This window comes from Stenotrophomonas sp. YJH_SMC_138, assembly GCF_059369855.1.
Genome location: NZ_JCAFTB010000005.1, coordinates 306,959 through 326,172, shown reverse-complemented (window position 1 = coordinate 326,172; position 19,214 = coordinate 306,959). Strand labels below are relative to the sequence as shown.

The 19,214-nt window shown below is 66.4% G+C and carries 11 protein-coding genes; 6 read left to right on the top strand and 5 right to left on the bottom strand.

Annotated elements, in window-relative coordinates; genetic code table 11:
• Window positions 1–191 precede the first annotated feature (191 nt).
• From AC5P7I_RS13525 to AC5P7I_RS13515, 3 genes are all read right to left on the bottom strand, one after another.
• Window positions 192–1,136, bottom strand: coding sequence for a 5'-nucleotidase (locus AC5P7I_RS13525; RefSeq protein WP_005410242.1), 945 nt, complete (start codon window positions 1,134–1,136; stop codon window positions 192–194).
• A 47-nt stretch (window positions 1,137–1,183) separates the two neighbouring features.
• Window positions 1,184–1,957, bottom strand: coding sequence for an NAD kinase (locus AC5P7I_RS13520; protein ID WP_032962058.1), 774 nt, complete (start codon window positions 1,955–1,957; stop codon window positions 1,184–1,186).
• A gap of 281 nt (window positions 1,958–2,238) precedes the next feature.
• Entirely contained in the window at window positions 2,239–7,215 is a 4,977-nt protein-coding gene (locus AC5P7I_RS13515; protein ID WP_046431556.1) for an NAD-glutamate dehydrogenase, read from the bottom strand.
• A gap of 250 nt (window positions 7,216–7,465) precedes the next feature.
• On the opposite strand from AC5P7I_RS13515, the gene AC5P7I_RS13510 reads away from it, so the two are divergent.
• Genes AC5P7I_RS13510 through AC5P7I_RS13500 form a run of 3 tightly spaced genes read left to right on the top strand, consistent with a single transcriptional unit; the run spans window position 7,466 to window position 12,564 of the window.
• A complete protein-coding gene (locus tag AC5P7I_RS13510) occupies window positions 7,466–8,122 on the top strand; it encodes a TetR/AcrR family transcriptional regulator (RefSeq protein WP_046431559.1) in 657 nt (218 codons plus the stop codon).
• Window positions 8,122–9,375 (top strand): efflux RND transporter periplasmic adaptor subunit, encoded by a 1,254-nt coding sequence (locus AC5P7I_RS13505; protein ID WP_262087101.1) that lies wholly within the window; start codon window positions 8,122–8,124, stop codon window positions 9,373–9,375. Before AC5P7I_RS13510 ends, AC5P7I_RS13505 begins: the two co-directional genes overlap by 1 nt.
• Before the next feature lie 15 nt (window positions 9,376–9,390).
• Window positions 9,391–12,564, top strand: a complete 3,174-nt coding sequence (locus tag AC5P7I_RS13500; protein WP_262087103.1) for a multidrug efflux RND transporter permease subunit — start codon at window positions 9,391–9,393, stop codon at window positions 12,562–12,564.
• A gap of 151 nt (window positions 12,565–12,715) precedes the next feature.
• On the opposite strand, the gene AC5P7I_RS13495 is transcribed toward AC5P7I_RS13500, so the two are convergent.
• Both AC5P7I_RS13495 and AC5P7I_RS13490 read right to left on the bottom strand, forming a co-directional pair.
• A complete protein-coding gene (locus AC5P7I_RS13495; RefSeq protein WP_262087107.1) occupies window positions 12,716–13,003 on the bottom strand; it encodes a hypothetical protein in 288 nt (95 codons plus the stop codon).
• 130 nt (window positions 13,004–13,133) lie between these two features.
• On the bottom strand, window positions 13,134–14,282 hold the full coding sequence (locus tag AC5P7I_RS13490) for an acyl-CoA dehydrogenase family protein (RefSeq protein WP_014647680.1): 1,149 nt from the start codon (window positions 14,280–14,282) through the stop codon (window positions 13,134–13,136).
• A gap of 153 nt (window positions 14,283–14,435) precedes the next feature.
• Between AC5P7I_RS13490 and AC5P7I_RS13485 the strand changes: the two genes are divergently transcribed.
• Genes AC5P7I_RS13485 through metH form a run of 3 tightly spaced genes read left to right on the top strand, consistent with a single transcriptional unit; the run spans window position 14,436 to window position 19,212 of the window.
• A complete protein-coding gene (locus AC5P7I_RS13485) occupies window positions 14,436–15,365 on the top strand; it encodes an ArsR/SmtB family transcription factor (RefSeq protein ID WP_014037755.1) in 930 nt (309 codons plus the stop codon).
• Between the two features lie 13 nt (window positions 15,366–15,378).
• Entirely contained in the window at window positions 15,379–16,470 is a 1,092-nt protein-coding gene (locus tag AC5P7I_RS13480) for a homocysteine S-methyltransferase family protein (RefSeq protein ID WP_262087111.1), read from the top strand.
• 57 nt (window positions 16,471–16,527) lie between these two features.
• A complete protein-coding gene (gene metH, locus AC5P7I_RS13475; protein ID WP_262087113.1) occupies window positions 16,528–19,212 on the top strand; it encodes a methionine synthase in 2,685 nt (894 codons plus the stop codon).
• The last annotated feature ends 2 nt before the right edge of the window (window positions 19,213–19,214 follow it).

Here is a 19,214-nt window from a genome sequence, read left to right as displayed (position 1 = left end):
GTGGGCATGTGGCTCTGGTAGATGCCCACCTTGGTGGGCATGTGGCTCTGGTAGATGCCCACCTTGGTGGGCATGTGGCTCTGGTAGATGCCCACCTTGGTGGGCATGTGGCTCTGGTAGATGCCCACCTTGGTGGGCATGGGTCCTAGGCAGTGCCAACCAACGGTTGGCACCTACCGGTCGAGTCCGCCCTACCCCTCGTTGGCGACGCCGTGCGGCACGTGGCCGGCGGCCACATGCTCGCGGGCGCTGTCGATGTTGTGCTGCGAATCGTCGAAGAAGATGTCGGCACCGAAGGCCTGCAGGAACGGGCCCTTGTGACGGCCGCCCAGGAACAGTGCCTCGTCCAGGCGCACGCCCCACTCGCGCAGGGTGCGGATCACCCGCTCATGCGCCGGTGCCGAACGCGCGGTGACGAGCGCGGTACGGATCGGCGCGCTCTCGCCGGCCGGGAACACTTCCTGCAGCGTATGCAGGGCCGACAGGAAGCCACGGAAGGGACCGCCACTGAGCGGCTCGCGGGCGCGCTCGCGCTCGTGGCGGCCAAACGCTTCCACGCCCTGCTCGCGCGAGATGCGCTCGCTCTCGTCACCGAAGATCACCGCGTCACCATCGAAGGCGATGCGCAGCTGGCCGGCCGGGCGACCAGTATCGATCTGGTCGGCGGCTGCCGCAGCGGTCTCGCCCGGCGGCTTGGGCAGGATGGTTGCCGCCGCGATGCCATGACGCAGCGCGCTGCGCACCGATTCGGGGTTGGCCGACAGGAACAGGTCGGTACCGAACGGCTTCACGTACGGCCAGGTCGGCTCGCCGGCGGTGAAGGTCGCGCGGATGATGCCCAGCCCATAGTGCTGGATCGAATTGAAGATGCGCAGGCCGGTATCGGCCGAGTTGCGCGACAGCAGGATCACCTCGACCCGCGGGTTCTCCGGGCTGGCGCCCTGGTTCAGCGCCAGCAGCTTGCGCACCACCGGGAAGGCCACGCCGGGGCCGAGGATATCGTCCTCGTGCTGGCGCTGGAATTCGGCGTAGGCCGCCACGCCATCACTTTCGAACAGCGCATGGCTTTCCTCGAGGTCGAACAGCGCGCGCGAGGTCACCGCGACGGTCAGCAAGCGGGGGGAGTTGTCGCCCATCGGTGGGGGTCCTTCAAGCGGTCGGCGGGGCCGGCCGCCCATTGTCCTCAAAAAACGAACTGTTCGCTCAGGATCCTGTCTTCCAGGTTGTGCTCCGGGTCGAACAGCAGGGTCACGCGGCGGTCCTTCGACTCGCGGATGGTCACCTCGACCACGTCGCGGGTCTCGTGCGAATCCGCCGTGACGCTGACCGGGCGCTTGTACGGATCGAGCACGCGGAAGCGCACCTCGGTATCGGCCTTGAGGATCGCCCCGCGCCAGCGACGCGGCCGGTACGGGGCCAACGGCGTCAGCGCGATGGTGTGCGAGCCCAGCGGCAATACCGGGCCATGCGCGGAATAGTTGTAGGCGGTGCTGCCCGCCGGGGTGGCCACCAGCACGCCGTCACCGATCAGCTCGGCCACGCGTTCCTGGCCGTTGAGGTCGATGCCGATATGCGCGGCCTGCCGGGTCTGGCGCAGCAGCGAGACATCGTTGTAGGCCAGCGAACCGGTACTGGTGCCCGACTCGGTCAGCGCCACCATTTCCAGCGGGCGCAGGTTGGCCGGTTCGGCACGCGCAATGCGGGCCTGCACGTCGTCGTCGCCGCGGTACTGGTTCATCAGGAAGCCGACGGTGCCCAGCTTCATGCCGAACACCGGCTTGCCCAGGTGCCCATGCCGATGCAGGGTCTGCAGCATGAAGCCGTCGCCCCCCAGCGGACACAGCACGTCGGCCTGCTCCGGCGCGTGATCGCCATAACGCGAGACCATCGCGGCGCGGGCCATCTGTGCAGGTTCGGTGGCGCTGGCCAGGAAAGCGATGCGGGGGGTGTCGCTCATCGGTGGATCCGGGTGGGTGTGCCAGCAAGAGCATACCCGGTAGTGCCGGCCGCTGGCCGGCAGCTGCACCCGATTGTGGTCCATGCGGTTGCCGGCCAGCGGCCGGCACTACCCGGCAATGCAGAACGGCCCCGCTTTCGCGGGGCCGTTCCTCCAACTGCTGCAGATCAGGAGCCCCCCTGAGTCAGGGGGGCGCGCCAACGGCGCGGGGGTCTGGGAGCATGGTTGGCATGGGGCCCACGGTTTGCAGAGCAAACCGTGGGGCGTCAGCGCGAATGCGCTTACGCACCATGCGCGGCCAGCTGACCCAGGCGCTGCACCGCGACCGAAACGGTCGGGTAGTCCAGGGTCTTCTGCTCGGCCAGTTCGGCCAGCATCGCCAGGGTGAAGCGCAGGCTGCTGTCGTCGCGACCCATCCAGGCCGCCACCTTTGCTTCGGCACTGCTGCCCTTGGTACCCAGCACCTGGCCCGCCAGATTGCGGTGGTTGGCGGCCAGCTCGTCACGCAGCACGCCACGTGCCACCGCGTGCCAACGGCCATTGACCTCCAGCGCATCGACCTGCTCGAACAGCCACGGCAGCTGCAGGGCATCGCCCAGGCGGAAGTGGACCTTGGACACGTCCACCGGCTTCAGCTTGCGGGTACGGGCCAGTTCGATGATGTCGAACGCCGGCTCCAGGAAGTGCAGTTCGGCCAGCTGCTGCGCCAGCGCGGACGGCAGGCCCTTTTCCTTCCACTCGGCCACCAGGGCTTCGTAGGTCGGACGCTGCGAATCCGGCAGCACACCCGAGGCAACGCGGATGTCGTTGAACGGGCCCTGGTAGCGGTTGACCGCTTCGGTGATGCCGGGCATCGCGCCGGGGCGCGACAGCAGCCAGCGCACGAACGAGCGCTGCAGCTTCCAGATCACTTCCAGGGCGTCGATCTGCACCGACTCCGGCACCTTGCCGTCGAGGGCATCGATCTGCGCCCACAGCGCGCGTGCATCCAGCGTTTCACGGCTGATGGTGTAGGCCTTGGCGACCTCGGCGATGGAACGGCCGGTGTCTTCCTGCATGCGCATCAGGAAGGTGGCGCCCATGCGGTTGATGGTCTGGTTGGTCACGGCCGTGGCGATGATTTCGCGCTTCAGGCGGTGACGCTCCATTGCGTCGGCATACTTCTTCTGCAGCGGGGTCGGGAAGTAGCGCTGCAGTTCCTTGGACAGGTACGGATCTTCCGGGATGTCCGAATCCAGCAGCTGGGCGAACGCCACCAGCTTGGAGTAGGACAGCAGCACCGACAGCTCCGGACGGGTCAGGCCCTGGCCGCGCGCCTTGCGCTGCGAGAGCTCGGCATCGGACGGCAGGAACTCGATCTGGCGATCAAGCAGGCCCTGCTGTTCCAGGGTACGGATGAAGTGCTGCTTGGAACCCAGGCGCTTGACCGCCATCCGCTCCATCAGGCTCAGCGCCTGGTTCTGGCGGTAGTTGTCGTTGAGCACCAGCTCGGCGACTTCATCGGTCATCGAGGCCAGCAGCTTGTTGCGCTGCTCGACGGTCAGCTTCTTGGCCCGCACCACATCGTTGAGCAGGATCTTGATGTTGACTTCATGGTCGGAGGTGTCGACACCGGCCGAGTTGTCGATGAAGTCGGTGTTGAGCAGCACGCCGGCCTGCGCGGCTTCGATGCGGCCCAGCTGGGTCATGCCCAGGTTGCCGCCCTCGCCCACCACCTTGCAGCGCAGCTCGCCACCGTTCACGCGCAGCGCGTTGTTGGCACGGTCGCCGACATCGCTGTGCTGCTCGCTGGCGGCCTTGACGTAGGTACCGATGCCGCCGTTCCACAGCAGGTCGACCGGTGCCTTCAGGATCGCGCTCATCAGCTCGTTCGGCGACAGCGCCTTGACGTTCTCGTCCAGGCCCAGCGCTTCACGCACCTGCGGGGTGATCTCGATCGACTTCAGGCTGCGCGGGTACACGCCGCCGCCCTTGCTGATCAGCTTGGCATCGTAGTCCGCCCAGCTCGAACGCGGCACGGTGAACAGGCGCTCACGTTCGACGAACGTGGTGGCCGCGTCCGGGTTCGGGTCCAGGAAGATGTGGCGGTGATCGAACGCAGCCACCAGGCGGATGTGGCGCGACAGCAGCATGCCGTTGCCGAACACGTCGCCGGACATGTCGCCGACGCCGACCGCGGTGAAGTCCTGGCTCTGGCTGTCACGGCCCAGCGCACGGAAGTGGCGCTTGACCGACTCCCACGCACCGCGTGCGGTGATGCCCATGCCCTTGTGGTCGTAACCGACCGAACCACCGGAGGCGAACGCATCCCCCATCCAGAAGCCGTGCGCGATGGCCAGGCCGTTGGCGATGTCGGAGAACGTCGCAGTGCCCTTGTCGGCGGCCACCACCAGGTACGGATCGTCCATGTCGTGGCGCACGACATCCACCGGCGGCACGATCTTGTTGTTGACGATGTTGTCGGTGATGTCCAGCAGGCCCTGGATGAACAGCTTGTAGCAGGCCACGCCGTTGGCGAAGATCGCATCACGGTCGCCGTTCACCGGCGGGGTCTTGGCGAAGAAGCCGCCCTTCGCGCCGACCGGCACGATGACGGTGTTCTTGACCATCTGTGCCTTGACCAGGCCCAGCACTTCGGTACGGAAGTCTTCGCGACGGTCCGACCAGCGCAGGCCACCACGGGCGACCGCGCCGAAGCGCAGGTGGGTACCTTCCACGCGCGGGCCGTAGACGAAGATCTCGCGGTACGGGCGCGGCTTCGGCAGGTCCGGCACCAGCGCCGAATCGAACTTGAAGCTGATGACATGGCCGTGCTGGCCGTTGGCATCGGTCTGGTAGTAGCTGGTACGCAGGGTCGCGTCGATCACGCCCATGAACGAGCGCAGGATGCGGTCCTCGTCCAGGCTGGACACGCGGTCCATCAGCTTCAGCAGCGCATCGCGCGCGGCCTGCATCTGCGCGTCGCGGTCACCCTTGCGGGCGTCGACCACGGTCTTGAGCACCTTCAGGGTGGCATCGTCACCGGCAGCCAGCACGTCGAAGTGGGCCTTCAGCTGGGCCTGGCCGGCGGCGATGTCGTCCTTGCTCTCGTGGCCGGTGGCCGGATCGAAGCGGGCTTCGAACAGCTCGACCAGCAGGCGGGCCAGCAGCGGGTAGCGCGCGAAGGTGCCTTCCACGTAGGCCTGGGAGAACGGCACGCCGGTCTGCAGCAGGTACTTGCAGTAGCCGCGCAGCATGGCGACCTGGCGCCAGTGCAGGCCGGCAGCCAGCACCAGGCGGTTGAAGCCGTCGTTCTCGGCATCGCCGTGCCAGACGCGGGCGAAGGTCTCGCCGAAGGCTTCATCGACACTGGCGGCATCGATCGCGCCGGCGGTCGACTCGACCTCGAAGTCCTGCACGTACACCGGGGCGTTGTCGACCGACAGGCGGTACGGACGCTCGGCGATCACGCGCAGGCCCATGTTTTCCATCATCGGCAGCGCGTCCGACAGCGGAATGTCGTCCAGCTGGCGATACAGCTTCAGGCGCAGGCCATCACCGCTTTCGCGCGGCACGGCCTGCAGGCTCAGGCGCAGGTCGTCCGGGCCGGTCAGGGCGTCGAGCTGGCTGACATCGTTGGCGGCAACCGCGGTGCTGTTGTCTTCGATGTAGCCGGCCGGCAGCGCCTTGCCGATACGGGCGGCGATGCGCAGGCCTTCGGTCTCGCCGTGGCGGGCCACCAGCGCTTCGCGCAGGTCGTCCTGCCAGTTGCGCAGCACCTGGGCCAGCTTCTGCTCCAGTTCGGCGGTATCGACGTCGAGCATCTCACCCGGCTTCGGGCGCACGATCAGGTGCACCTGGGCCAGCGGCGATTCGCCCAGCACCACCGAGCTGTCGACGTACTCGCCGTGCAGCGCGTCCTTCAGCATCGCTTCGATGCGCAGGCGCACGTCGGTGTTGAAGCGCTCACGCGGCAGGTAGACCAGCGCGGAGATGAAACGGCTGTACTTGTCGCGGCGCAGGAACAGGCGGCTGCGCACGCGCTCCTGCAGGCCCAGCACGCCCATCGCGGTGCGGAACAGTTCGTCCTCGCTGGACTGGAACAGTTCTTCGCGCGGCAGGGTTTCCAGGATGTGGCGCAGGGCCTTGCCACTGTGGCTGGCCGGGGCCAGGCCCGACTGCTTCATCACGTGCTCGTGGCGCTGGCGCACCAGCGGGATTTCCCACGGGCGGCGGTTGTAGGCGCTGGAGGTGAACAGGCCGAGGAAGCGCTGCTCGCCGATGATCTTGCCTTTGGCGTCGAATTCCAGCACGCCGATGTAATCCATGTAGCCAGCGCGATGCACGCGCGAACGGGCATTGGTCTTGGTCAGGATCAGCGCATCCTTCAGACCGGACGTGGTGTTCAGGCCCTGCGCCGCCAGGGTCTTGACCGGACGGGCGGCGGACTTGTCCTTGCCGCGCATCAGGCCCAGGCCGGTGTCGTTCAGCGGCGCCAGCACCTCTTCCTTGCCCTGCTTCTCGACGCGGTATTCGCGGTAGCCGAAGAAGGTGAAGTGGTTGTCGGCGGCCCAGCGCAGGAACTCCTGTGCTTCCTTGCGCGATGCGTCGTCGACCGGCAGCTGGCGGCTGCCGAGGTCGTCGGCCAGCGCCAGTGCCTTGTCCTTCATCGGCTGCCAGTCGCGCACGATCGCACGCACTTCGTCCAGCGCCTTGTTGATGGCCTGTTCGATGGCAGCCATGGCGTCGGCCGGCTGGCGGTCGATCTCCAGCAGCATCACCGACTCGGCATCGCCCTCGCCGACCTTGACCAGCTTGCCGGCCTTGTCGCGGGTGAAGCGCAGCACCGGGTGGCCCAGCACGTGGACACCCACGCCCTGCTCAGCCAGCGACATGGTGACGGTATCCACCAGGAACGGCATGTCGTCGTTGACGATCTGCAGCACGGTGTGCGGCGATTCCCAACCGTTGGCCTTCGCAGTCGGATTGAACACGCGGACGTTGGCCTTGCCGGCCTTGCGGGCACGGGCGAATTCCAGCGTCTCAGCCGCGAGCGCGGCCCACTCTTCAGCGCTGTGGTGCGGGAACTCGTCCGATTCCATGCGCTTGTAGAAGTCAGTGGCGAAGGCCACCGCTTCGGCCTGTGCGGCCGCGGGGTAGCGCTTGCGCAAGGCCGTGTACACCGGCTCCAGGGAGAAACCAGCGGTCACTGCGACCTCCGACTCTGCTGGTTTCGTCTTGTTTTTCACGGTCTTGGCTGCGGTTTTTTGCGGTTTCATGGCAGAGCGATGCGCTTGCTCAGTTGGGAAAATGAAATTGTAGCCCTACCGCACGAAAAGGCCTTGCTGCAGGACGGAATAAGCAGATTCGGGTTTGCTGCGGTTTAGACGCCTATTCAGTTCGCTCCGGTATGGAGCTGGCGCCTGCTTCAGCACTGCCGACAGGATCGGCAAAGCGTGTTACCGGAAGACACACGCGGCGACGCCGAATCGATTCCACAATCCTGAACTGGACGGTATAGTCCACCGCGTGAACCCGGCCTACCTCCCCGTTGCCCTCGACGCGCGCGATGAGCGCGTGTTCGATGCCGTGCGCAGACTGCTGGCCGAGCAGGGCATGCAGATGAGCATGGACGCAGTGGCCCAGCATGCCGGCTGCTCCAAGCAGACCCTGTACTCGCGCTACGGCAGCAAGCAGGAACTGCTGCGCCGGGTGATGCAGCGCCACGTCGGCCACGCCACCGGGGCCATGCTGCGTGCACTCCGCGGTGACGACCTGCGTGCCAGCCTTCTCCAGTTCGCCACCGACTTCCTGGAGCATTTCAACCAACCGCACGTAGGACAGGCCTGCCGGCTGATTGCAGCCGAGGCAGCCCAGTTTCCCGAAGAGGCGCGTACGCTGTACCGGCACGGTGCCGGCGCGCTGACGCTTCATCTTGCTGAATGGATTGAAACCGTTTGCATGCAAGGCCAGCTCCGGCATGACGACCCGCACTTCATGGCCGAACTGCTGCTGAGCATGATCGCCGGTCAGGATTTCGACAAACAGCGCTTCCATACCCCCCATCGTGATGACGCGCTCCTGCGTCGGCGCTGGGCAGAGTTCTCCGTCGACAGCTTCCTGCGCGCGTTCGCGCCACAGCCGTCGCCGGCCCCGTCTACAAACCAACCCCGGAGTTCCTCCTGATGACCGCCCCACTCCGCACCCTTGCCTTGACGTGCGCCGTTGCTGTCGCGCTGGCTGCCTGCAAGAAGCCGGAACAGCAGACGCCCCCGCCGCCGGAGGTGGGCGTGATCGACGCCAAGCCGCAGACTCTGCCGCTGCAGCGCGAGCTGGTCGGCCGCCTGTCGCCGTTCCGCAGCGCCGACGTCCGCGCACGCGTACCCGGCGTGCTGCTCAAGCGCGTTTACCAGGAAGGTTCGCAGGTCAAGCAGGGCCAGACCCTGTTCCTGATCGACCCGGCGCCGTTGCGTGCCTCGCTCAACGCCTCCGAGGCCCAGCTGGCTTCGGCCCGCGCCACCTACGCCAATGCCAAGGTCGCCGCCGATCGCGCGCGCTCGCTGGCGCCGCAGCAGTTCGTCTCCAAGTCCGACCTGGACAACGCCGAATCGGCCGAGCGCACCGCCCTGGCCGCCGTCAAGCAGGCCGAAGCGGCAGTGACCTCTTCGCGGATCAACCTGGGCTACGCCGAAGTGACCGCGCCGATCAGTGGCGTGGCCAACAAGCAGCAGGTCACCGAGGGCGCGCTGGTCGGCCAGGGCGATGTGACCCTGCTGACCACCGTTGACCAGCTCGACCCGCTGTATGTGAACTTCTCGCTGAGCGTGGATGAGCTGACCCAGCTTCGCGCGCAGCAGGCCAAGGGCTCGCTGGCGCTGTCCGGCGACGGCAAGGCCACGGTCAACGTCAAGCTGGCCGACGGCAGCACCTATGGTGAGCCGGGCACGCTGGACTTCTCCTCGACCACGGTCGACCCGGCCACCGGTGCGGTGTCGCTGCGTGCGCTGCTGCCGAACCCCCAGCAGATCCTGCTGCCGGGCGCCTTCGTCAGCTTCCAGGCCAACCTGGGCGAGCGCAACAATGCCTACCTGGTGCCGCAGCAGGCGCTGCTGCGTGACACCACCGGCGGCTACGTGATGGTGGTCGGTGCCGACGGAAAGGTGGTGCGCAAGAACGTGAAGACCGATGGCGCGCAGAACGGCAACTGGCTGGTCAGCGACGGTCTGGCCGCCGGTGACAAGGTGATCGTGGCCGGCGTGCAGAAGGTCAAGGAAGGTGCACCGGCGGTGGCCAAGCCGTGGACCCCGGGGCAGGACGCCAACGGCAAGCCTGCCGCAGGCGGCGCCGCTCCGGCGGCAGGCAAGGCACCGGCCGACGCGGCCAAGCCGGAACAGGCCGATGCGGCCAAGCCGGCCGCCACCGATTCGAACAAGCAGTAACGGGAACCTTCCGTCATGCCTAAATTTTTCATCGAACATCCAGTCTTCGCCTGGGTGGTTGCGATCCTGATCTCGCTCAGCGGCGTGATCGCGATCCTCAACCTGGGCGTGGAGTCCTATCCCAACATCGCCCCGCCGCAGGTCACCGTCTCGGCGACCTACCCGGGCGCCAGCGCGGACACCACCGAGAAATCGGTCACCCAGGTGATCGAGCAGCAGCTGACCGGTATCGATCACCTGCTGTACTTCAGCTCCTCGTCGGCCTCCAACGGCCGCGCGCAGATCACCCTGACCTTCGAGACCGGTACCGATCCGGACATCGCCCAGGTGCAGGTGCAGAACAAGGTGTCGCTGGCCACGCCACGACTGCCTTCGGAAGTGACCCAGCAGGGCGTGGTGGTGGCCAAGGCCAATGCCGGCTTCCTGATGGTGGTGGCGCTGCAGTCCGATACCCCGACCATCAACCGTGACGCCCTGAACGACATCGTCGGCTCGCGCGTGCTCGACCAGGTCTCGCGTATCCCCGGCGTCGGCAGCACCCAGCAGTTCGGTTCCGAGTACGCCATGAACATCTGGCTGAACCCGGAGAAGATGCAGGGCTATGGCCTGTCGGCCAGCCAGGTACTGGCCGCGGTACGTGCGCAGAACGTGCAGTTCGCCGCCGGTGCGCTGGGTTCGGACCCGTCGCCGGAAGGCCAGCACTTCACCGCCACGGTCTCGGCCGAAGGCCGCTTCAGCTCGCCGCAGGAATTCGAGAACATCATCCTGCGCGCCAACGCCGATGGCTCGCGCGTGCTGCTCAAGGACATCGCCCGCGTCGCCTTCGGTGCCAACAACTACGGCTTCGACACCCAGTACAACGGCAAGCCGACCGGCGCCTTCGCCATCCAGCTGCTGCCGGGCGCCAACGCCCTGAACGTGGCCGAAGCGGTGCGCGCCAAGATGGACGAGCTGCAGCCCAGTTTCCCGTCCGGGGTGACCTGGTTCTCGCCGTACGACAGCACCACCTTCGTCAAGATCTCGATCCAGGAAGTGGTCAAGACCCTGTTCGAAGCAGTGTTCCTGGTGTTCCTGGTGATGCTGATCTTCCTGCAGAACTTCCGCGCCACACTGATCCCGACCCTGGTCATCCCGGTGGCGCTGCTCGGCACCTTCCTGGGCATGTGGATGATCGGCTTCACGATCAACCAGCTGACCCTGTTCGCGATGGTGCTGGCGATCGGCATCGTGGTCGACGATGCGATCGTGGTGATCGAGAACGTCGAACGCATCATGACCGAGGAAGGCCTGGCGCCGAAGCCGGCCACGCAGAAGGCGATGACCCAGATCACCGGCGCGGTGGTGGCGATCACCGTCGTGCTGGCGGCGGTGTTCATCCCGTCCGCCCTGCAGGGCGGCGCCGCCGGTGAGATCTACAAGCAGTTCGCCCTGACCATCGCCATCTCGATGGCGTTTTCGGCGTTCCTGGCACTGGGCTTCACCCCGGCGCTGTGCGCGACCTTCCTCAAGCCGACGCACAACGACAACCCGAACATCGTCTACCGCACCTTCAACAAGTACTACGACAAGATCAGCCACACCTACGTGGGCCACATCACCTCGGCGGTGCGCCATGCGCCGCGCTGGATGATCCTGTTCGTGGTGCTGACCGCGCTGTGCGGCTTCCTGTTCACCCGCATGCCGGGCAGCTTCCTGCCGGAAGAAGACCAGGGCTATGCGCTGGCGATCGTGCAGCTGCCGCCGGGCTCGACCAAGGGCCAGACCAACGAAGTGTTCGCGCAGATGCGTGGCATCCTGGAAAAGCAGGATGGCTATGAAGGCATGCTGCAGGTGGCCGGCTTCAGCTTCGTCGGTTCCGGCGAGAACGTGGGCATGGGCTTCATCCGCCTGAAGTCGTGGGAGGAACGCAAGTTCACCGCGCCCGAGTTCATCCAGAACATGAACGGCGCGTTCTACGGCATCAAGGAAGCGCAGATCTTCGTGGTCAACCTGCCCACCGTGCAGGGCCTCGGCCAGTTCGGCGGCTTCGACATGTGGCTGCAGGACCGCAGTGGTGCCGGCTACGAACAGCTGACCCAGGCGCGCAACATCCTGCTGGGCAAGGCCGCGCAGAAGCCCGAAGCCCTGGTCGGCGTGCGTCCGAACGGGCTGGAGAACGCCCCGCAGCTGCAGCTGCACGTGGACCGCGTGCAGGCGCAGTCGATGGGCATGTCGGTGTCGGACGTGTACAGCACCATCCAGCTGATGCTGGCCCCGGTCTATGTCAACGACTTCTTCTACGAAGGCCGCATCAAGCGCGTGACCATGCAGGCCGATGGCCCGTACCGCACCGGCCAGGAGTCGCTGAAGAGCTTCTACAGCCCCTCCACCCTGACCCAGAACGCCGATGGCACCAACGCGATGATCCCGCTCAACACGGTGGTCAAGTCCGAATGGGTGTCGGCACCGCCGTCGCTGAGCCGCTACAACGGCTACTCGGCGATCAACATCGTCGGCTCGCAGGCCCCGGGCACCAGCTCGGGCGAAGCGATGCAGACCATGGAGAGCATCGTCAACGACGACCTGCCGGCCGGCTTCGGCTACGACTGGTCCGGCATGTCCTACCAGGAAATCCTGGCCGGCAATGCCGCCACGCTGCTGCTGGTGCTGTCCATCGTGGTGGTGTTCCTGTGCCTGGCCGCCCTGTATGAAAGCTGGTCGATCCCGGTGGCGGTGCTGCTGGTGGTGCCGCTGGGCGTGCTGGGCGCACTGGGCCTGTCGATGCTGCGCGGCCTGCCCAACGATCTGTTCTTCAAGATCGGCCTGATCACCGTGATCGGCCTGGCCGCGAAGAACGCGATCCTGATCGTGGAGTTCGCGGTGGAGCAGCGCGCAGCCGGCAAGAACCTGCGCGATGCCACCATCGAAGCGGCCCGCCTGCGCTTCCGCCCGATCCTGATGACCTCGTTCGCGTTCATCATGGGCGTGATCCCGATGGCGATCTCCACCGGCGCCGGCGCCAATTCCCGCCACGCCATCGGTACCGGCGTGATCGGCGGCATGCTGTTCGCCACCCTGCTCGGCCTGCTGATGATCCCGGTGTTCTTCGTGGTCGTGCGCCGCATGCTGGGCGACAAGCTGGATGAACCGTCCAAGGAGTTCATGGAACGCCAGCGCGACGCGGATGCTGCACACCGCCCGGATCGTTGATCCGGCAGTGCGCTGAAACGAAAAGGCCCCGGAGCGATCCGGGGCCTTTTTCTTGCCGCCTTTGAATTCATGCCAACCAAGGTTGGCATCTACCAGGGCAACGGCATGCCCGGTAGCCGCCAACCTTGGTGGGCGCCGTTCGAGTCACGTTTCAGCGCAACAGCGCGACCACCACGCACACTGCCACGATTGCCAGTGCAGCCCACTGCATCGGCACAAAGAAGAAATGATGGGGCGCCACTTCGCCCTTCTGCCGGGGTGCCCGGTTGAGCCACAGGCCCAGCAGCACATTCACCGCCGCGCCAATGCTGGCACCCAGCAACACCTGCGAGAGCGGGATGTTGCCCTTGGGGCCTTCGTGCGGGAAGAAATACGCCAGCAGCAGGATCGCTGCGATCGGCGTGATCAGTGTCAGGATTCCCCAACCACGATAGATCATCTGTGCAGACCGTATGGAAACGGCCTGCATTGGAACAGATCCGGCATCGTTCGGCCAAGAGCACAGCGCATCCACGCGTGGCGTGGATCGACCGGCCGCGCCGCCCTTGCAGCGGCGCGGCCGTTGCGTCTCAGCGCAGCCCGGTTTCGTTGCGGGCGATCACCAGGCGCTGGATTTCCGAGGTGCCTTCATAGATCTCGGTGATCTTGGCATCACGGAAGTAACGCTCCAGCGGCATCTCCTTCGAATACCCCATGCCGCCGTGGATCTGCACCGCCTGGTGGGTGATCCACATCGCCGCTTCCGAGGCGGTGAGCTTGGCGATGGCGGCTTCGTTGCTGAAGCGCTTGCCCTGGCCCTTCACCCAAGCCGCGCGCAACGTCAGCAGCAGCGCTGCATCCAGCTTGCACTTCATGTCGGCAATCTTGGCCTGGGTCATCTGGAAGGTGCCGATGGCGGCACCGAAGGCCTTGCGCTCCTTCACGTACTCCAGGGTCGCTTCATAGGCGGCACGGGCGATGCCGATGGCCTGCGAGGCGATACCGATGCGGCCGGCATCGAGCACGCTCATGGCGATCTTGAAGCCCTCGCCCTCCTGGCCCAGCACGTCCTCGGCCTGCGCCACGTAATCGTTGAACTCGATCTCGCAGGTGGCCGAGGCGCGGATGCCCAGCTTGGGCTCGGTCTTGCCACGACCGAAACCGGCCTTGTCGGTATCGATGATGAAGGCGGTGATGCCGCGCGCGCCCTTGTCCGGCTCGCTCATCGCGAACAGCACGATGTACTTGGCCACCGGGCCGGAGGTGATCCAGCTCTTCTTGCCATTGATGACGAAGGTGCCGTCGGCCTGTTTCACCGCGCGGCAGCGCATGGCAGTGGCATCGGAACCGGACTGCGGCTCGGTCAGCGCGAACGCGCCGATGGCGGTGCCTTCGGCGATGGCACGCACGTAGGTCTGCTTCTGCTGCTCGGTACCGTGGGTGAGGATGCCGTTGCAGAACAGCGAGTTGTTGACCGACATGATGGTCGAGTGAGCGGCGTCGGCGGCGGCGACCTCCACCATCGCCAGCACGTACGCAACCGGGTCCATGCCCGCACCGCCGTACTCGGTCGGCACTTCGATGCCCATCAGGCCGTTCTCGCCCAGCAGGCGGATGTTGTCCAGCGGGAACTCGCCGGTGCGGTCATGGTGCTCCGCGCTGGGGGCGATCTTTTCCTGCGCGATGCGCCGCGCCACGTCCTGCAGCATCAACTGCTCTTCGGTAAAGCTGAAATCCACAACACCCTCCCGGGTACATGAAGTTATGGGCCGCATACGGCGCGCCCAGGTGCTCCGATTGTACCGGGGGCCGGCTGTTTCCGTACGCTGGCGACTTGACCGCGGCAGGTCTTCTCGGCGAATATATCTCTATATCGCGATAGGTAGATATTTATGGATCTGGAAGACTGGTCGACCCGCCTGAAGGTGTTCGCCGATGCCACCCGCGTGCGCCTGCTGGCGCTGCTGGAGCAGGAGGAACTGACCGTGGCCGAACTGTCGGCAATCACCCGGCTGGCGCAGCCGCGCGTGTCCACCCACCTGGCGCGCCTGAAGGAAGCCGGCCTGGTCCGCGACCGCCGTGCCGGCGTGTCGGCCTACTACCGTTTCGACGAAGCCCAGCTGGACCCGGCGCAGCGTGCATTGTGGCATGCCTTGAGCAACGGAAGCGACGACCCGTTGCTGCGCCAGGATGCCGAGCGCGTGGCTGCAGTGCTGGCCCACCGCGCCTCTGACCAGAACTGGGCCGACAGCGTGGCCGGCGACATGGAGCGCCACTACTCTCCGGGCCGTACCTGGGAGGCGCTGGCGCGCACCGCCTTGCCGTTGCTGGAGACCGGCGACGTGCTGGACATCGCCTCCGGTGACGGCGTGCTGGCCGAACTGGTCGCCCCCCACGCCAAGCGCTACATCTGCATCGATACCAGCGCGCGCGTGGTCGCCGCTGCCAGCGAGCGCCTGCGCCGGCTGCCCAATGTGGAAGTCCGCGAGGGTGACATGCATGCCCTGCCGTTCAAGGACGGCAGCTTCGACCTGGTGGTGCTGATGCACGCGCTGACCTACGCCAGCAAGCCGGCGCAGGCCGTAACCGAAGCCGCACGCGTGCTGCGCCCGGGCGGCCGCCTGCTGCTGTGCAGCCTGGCCCGTCACGAGCACAAGGCGGCGGTGGAGGCCTATGGCCACGTCAACCTCGGCTTCAGCGACAAGGAGCTGCGCAAGTTCGTCGACAAGGCCGGCCTGCAGGTGTCCAGCCTGGAAACGGTCACCCGCGAGAAGCGTCCGCCGCACTTCGAAGTGATTTCGCTGATCGCCAACAAGCCCTGAGCCCGAGACCACCATGCCCGCCCTGCCCTGGTTGCATCCTGACCGTGCCAACGCCCTGCTCGACGCCCTGCGCGAGCGGATCCTGATCATCGACGGCGCGATGGGCACGATGATCCAGCGCCATGGTCTGCAGGAAGACGACTACCGCGGCGAGCGATTCGCCGGTGGCTATGACCATGCGCACGGTCGCGGCTGCGACCACGGCACGCCTGAAGGCCATGACCTGAAGGGCAACAACGACCTGCTGCTGCTGACCCGGCCGCAGGTCATCGCCGACATCCATACCGCATACCTGGACGCCGGGGCGGATCTGGTCGAGACCAACACCTTCAACGCCACTTCGGTCAGCCAGGCCGACTACCACCTCGAACACCTGGTGTACGAGCTGAACAAGGCCGGCGCCGCCGTTGCACGCGCCTGCTGCGATGCGGTGGCTGCGGCCACGCCGGGCAAGCCGCGCTTCGTGATCGGGGTGATCGGTCCCACCAGCCGCACCGCTTCGATCAGTCCCGACGTCAACGATCCGGGCTTCCGCAACACCAGCTTCGACGAGTTGCGCGACACCTATCGCGAAGCCATCGAGGGCCTGATCGATGGCGGCGCCGACACCCTGATGGTCGAGACCATCTTCGACACGCTCAATGCCAAGGCCGCGCTGTATGCGCTGGAGGAGGCCTTCGACGCGCGTGGTGCACGCCTGCCGGTGATGATCTCCGGCACCATCACCGACGCCTCCGGGCGCACCCTGTCCGGGCAGACCGCCGAGGCCTTCCATGCGTCACTGGCGCATGCGCGCCCGCTGTCGATCGGCTTGAACTGCGCGCTGGGCGCCGAGGCGATGCGCCCGCACGTGGAAACCCTCTCGCAGGTCGCCGACTGTTACGTCAGCGCACATCCCAACGCCGGCCTGCCCAACGCCTTCGGCGAGTACGACGAAACGCCTGAAGAGATGGCCACCACCCTGCGCGGCTTCGCCGAGGATGGCCTGTTGAACCTGGTCGGCGGCTGCTGCGGCTCCACCCCCGACCACATCCGTGCGATCGCCCGCGCCGTGGCCGGGCTGCCGCCGCGCGCCCTGCCCGGTGTCCAGGAGCAGGCCGCATGAATGTCGCCGCCACCGTTCCACACTTCCCGCCCTCCTGCTGTTGAGCCGACGCCTGCCATGACGCCTGTCCGCCCTACCCGCCTGTCCGGCCTGGAACCCCTGGTCATCACTCCGGACCTGCTGTTCATCAACGTCGGCGAACGCACCAACGTCACCGGCAGTGCGCAGTTCCGCAAGCTCATCAAGGAAGGCCGCTACGAAGAAGCGGTGGACGTGGCCCGCCAGCAGGTCGCCAGCGGCGCGCAGATCCTCGACGTCAACATGGACGAGGGCCTGATCGATTCGGAAGCGGCGATGACCCGCTACCTCAACCTGATCATGTCCGAGCCGGACATCGCCCGCATCCCGGTCATGGTCGACTCCTCCAAGTGGAGCGTGATCGAGGCCGGGCTGAAGTGCCTGCAGGGCAAGAGCGTGGTCAATTCGATCTCGCTGAAGGAAGGCGAGGCGCTGTTCCGCGAACACGCGCGCAAGGTCCTGCGCTATGGCGCCGCCGCGGTGGTCATGGCCTTCGATGAAAGCGGGCAGGCCGATACCTGCGCGCGCAAGGTCGAGATCTGCACCCGCGCCTACCGCATCCTGGTCGACGAGATCGGCTTCCCGCCGCAGGACATCATCTTCGACCCGAACATCTTCGCCGTCGCCACCGGCATCGAAGAGCACGACAACTATGCGGTGGACTTCATCGAAGCCACCCGCATCATCAAGCAGACCCTGCCGCACTGCCACGTCTCCGGCGGCGTCTCCAACGTCTCGTTCTCGTTCCGCGGCAACGAAACGGTGCGCCAGGCCATCCACTCGGTGTTCCTCTACCACGCCATCGCCGCCGGCATGGACATGGGCATCGTCAACGTCGGCGCCATGCCGATCTACGACGAGCTGGAGCCTGAGCTGCGCGAGCGCGTCGAGGACGTGATCCTCAACCGCCGCAGCGATGCCACCGAGCGCCTGCTGGAGATCGCCGAGCGCTACAAGGGCAGCAAGGGCGCGGCGAAGACCGAGGACCTGGCCTGGCGCGGGAAGCCGGTGGCGCAGCGCCTGGCACATGCGCTGGTGCACGGCCTGGATGCCTTTGTCGAGGAAGACACCGAGCTGGCCCGGCAGGCCTCCAGCCGCCCGCTGGACGTGATCGAGGGCCCGCTGATGGACGGCATGAACATCGTGGGCGACCTGTTCGGTGCCGGCAAGATGTTCCTGCCGCAGGTGGTGAAATCCGCACGCGTGATGAAGAAGGCGGTGGCCTACCTGCTGCCGTACATCGAGGCGGAGAAGGCGCGCAGCGGTGATACCGCCAAGAGCAATGGCAAGATCATCATGGCCACGGTGAAGGGCGATGTGCATGACATCGGCAAGAACATCGTCGGCGTGGTCCTGGCCTGCAACAACTTCGAGGTGGTCGACCTGGGCGTGATGGTGCCAGCGCAGAAGATCCTCGATGCCGCCCGCGAGCACAACGCCGACCTGGTCGGCCTGTCCGGACTGATCACCCCGTCGCTGGAGGAGATGAGCCACGTCGCCCGCGAGATGGAGCGCCAGGGCTTCGACCTGCCACTGCTGATCGGCGGCGCCACCACCTCGCGCGCGCACACCGCGCTGAAGATCGACCCGCACTACAAAGCGCCTACGGTGTGGGTGAAGGACGCCTCGCGCGCGGTGGGCGTGGCCCAGTCGCTGATCTCACGCGACCTGCGCGAAGCCTTCGTCGCGGCCAACGAGGCCGACTATGCCGAGATCCGCGCCCGCCACCGCAACCGTGGCGACGCCAAGCGCCTGGTGACGCTGGAACATGCGCGCGCGCAGAAATTCCAGGGCGGCTGGGACAGCTACACGCCACCGGCACCGGAACAACCCGGCCTGCACGTGTTCGATGACTACCCGCTGGACGAACTGGTCGACTACATCGACTGGACACCGTTCTTCCAGGCCTGGGAGCTGGCCGGCAAGTTCCCGGCCATCCTCACCGACGAGATCGTCGGCACCCAGGCCAGCGAGCTGTACCGCGATGCGCGCGCGATGCTCGAGCGCATCGTCGGCGAGAAGTGGCTGACGGCCAAGGCCGTGTTCGGCCTGTGGCCGGCCAACAGCATCGGCGACGACGTCCGCGTGCAGCACCCGCAGGGCGAAACCACCCTGCACTTCCTGCGCCAGCAGGTAGACAAGCCTGCCGAGCGCCCGGACTTCTGCCTGGCCGATTTCATCGCGCCCCTCGACAGTGGCAAGCAGGACTGGATCGGCGCGTTCGCAGTCACTGCCGGTATCGGCATCGACGCGCACGTCGCGCGCTTCGAGGCCGAGCATGACGACTACAACGCGATCCTGCTGAAAGCACTGGCCGACCGCCTCGCCGAGGCGCTGGCCGAGCGCCTGCACCAGCGCGTGCGTACCGAATTCTGGGGCCATGAGCGCGCCGAGGCGCTGGACAACGACGCCCTGATCGACGAGCAGTACCGCGGCATCCGGCCGGCGCCTGGCTATCCGGCCTGCCCGGAACACAGCGAGAAACGGCGCCTGTTCGACCTGCTGCAGGCCGAAGCAAACGCCGGCATGGAATTGACCGAGAGCTTCGCGATGCTGCCCACGGCCGCTGTCTCGGGCTACTACTTCAGCCATCCGCAGAGCCAGTACTTCGTGGTCGGCCGGCTCAGCCGCGAACAGGTCAGCGACTACGCCCGCCGCAAGGGCGTGGACCGCGCCCAGGCCGAACGCTGGCTGGCCTCCAACCTCGACTACGACCCCGAATGACA

Bases quoted from the DNA above. Each gene is read 5' to 3' on its own strand.
- AC5P7I_RS13520 (WP_032962058.1), bottom strand. From the start codon at position 1,957: ATGAGCGACACCCCCCGCATCGCTTTCCTGGCCAGCGCCACCGAACCT.
- AC5P7I_RS13505 (WP_262087101.1), top strand. From the start codon at position 8,122: ATGACCGCCCCACTCCGCACCCTTGCCTTGACGTGCGCCGTTGCTGTC.
- AC5P7I_RS13495 (WP_262087107.1), bottom strand. From the start codon at position 13,003: ATGATCTATCGTGGTTGGGGAATCCTGACACTGATCACGCCGATCGCA.
- AC5P7I_RS13515 (WP_046431556.1), bottom strand. From the start codon at position 7,215: ATGAAACCGCAAAAAACCGCAGCCAAGACCGTGAAAAACAAGACGAAA.
- AC5P7I_RS13485 (WP_014037755.1), top strand. From the start codon at position 14,436: ATGGATCTGGAAGACTGGTCGACCCGCCTGAAGGTGTTCGCCGATGCC.
- AC5P7I_RS13525 (WP_005410242.1), bottom strand. From the start codon at position 1,136: ATGGGCGACAACTCCCCCCGCTTGCTGACCGTCGCGGTGACCTCGCGC.
- AC5P7I_RS13480 (WP_262087111.1), top strand. From the start codon at position 15,379: ATGCCCGCCCTGCCCTGGTTGCATCCTGACCGTGCCAACGCCCTGCTC.
- metH (WP_262087113.1), top strand. From the start codon at position 16,528: ATGACGCCTGTCCGCCCTACCCGCCTGTCCGGCCTGGAACCCCTGGTC.
- AC5P7I_RS13500 (WP_262087103.1), top strand. From the start codon at position 9,391: ATGCCTAAATTTTTCATCGAACATCCAGTCTTCGCCTGGGTGGTTGCG.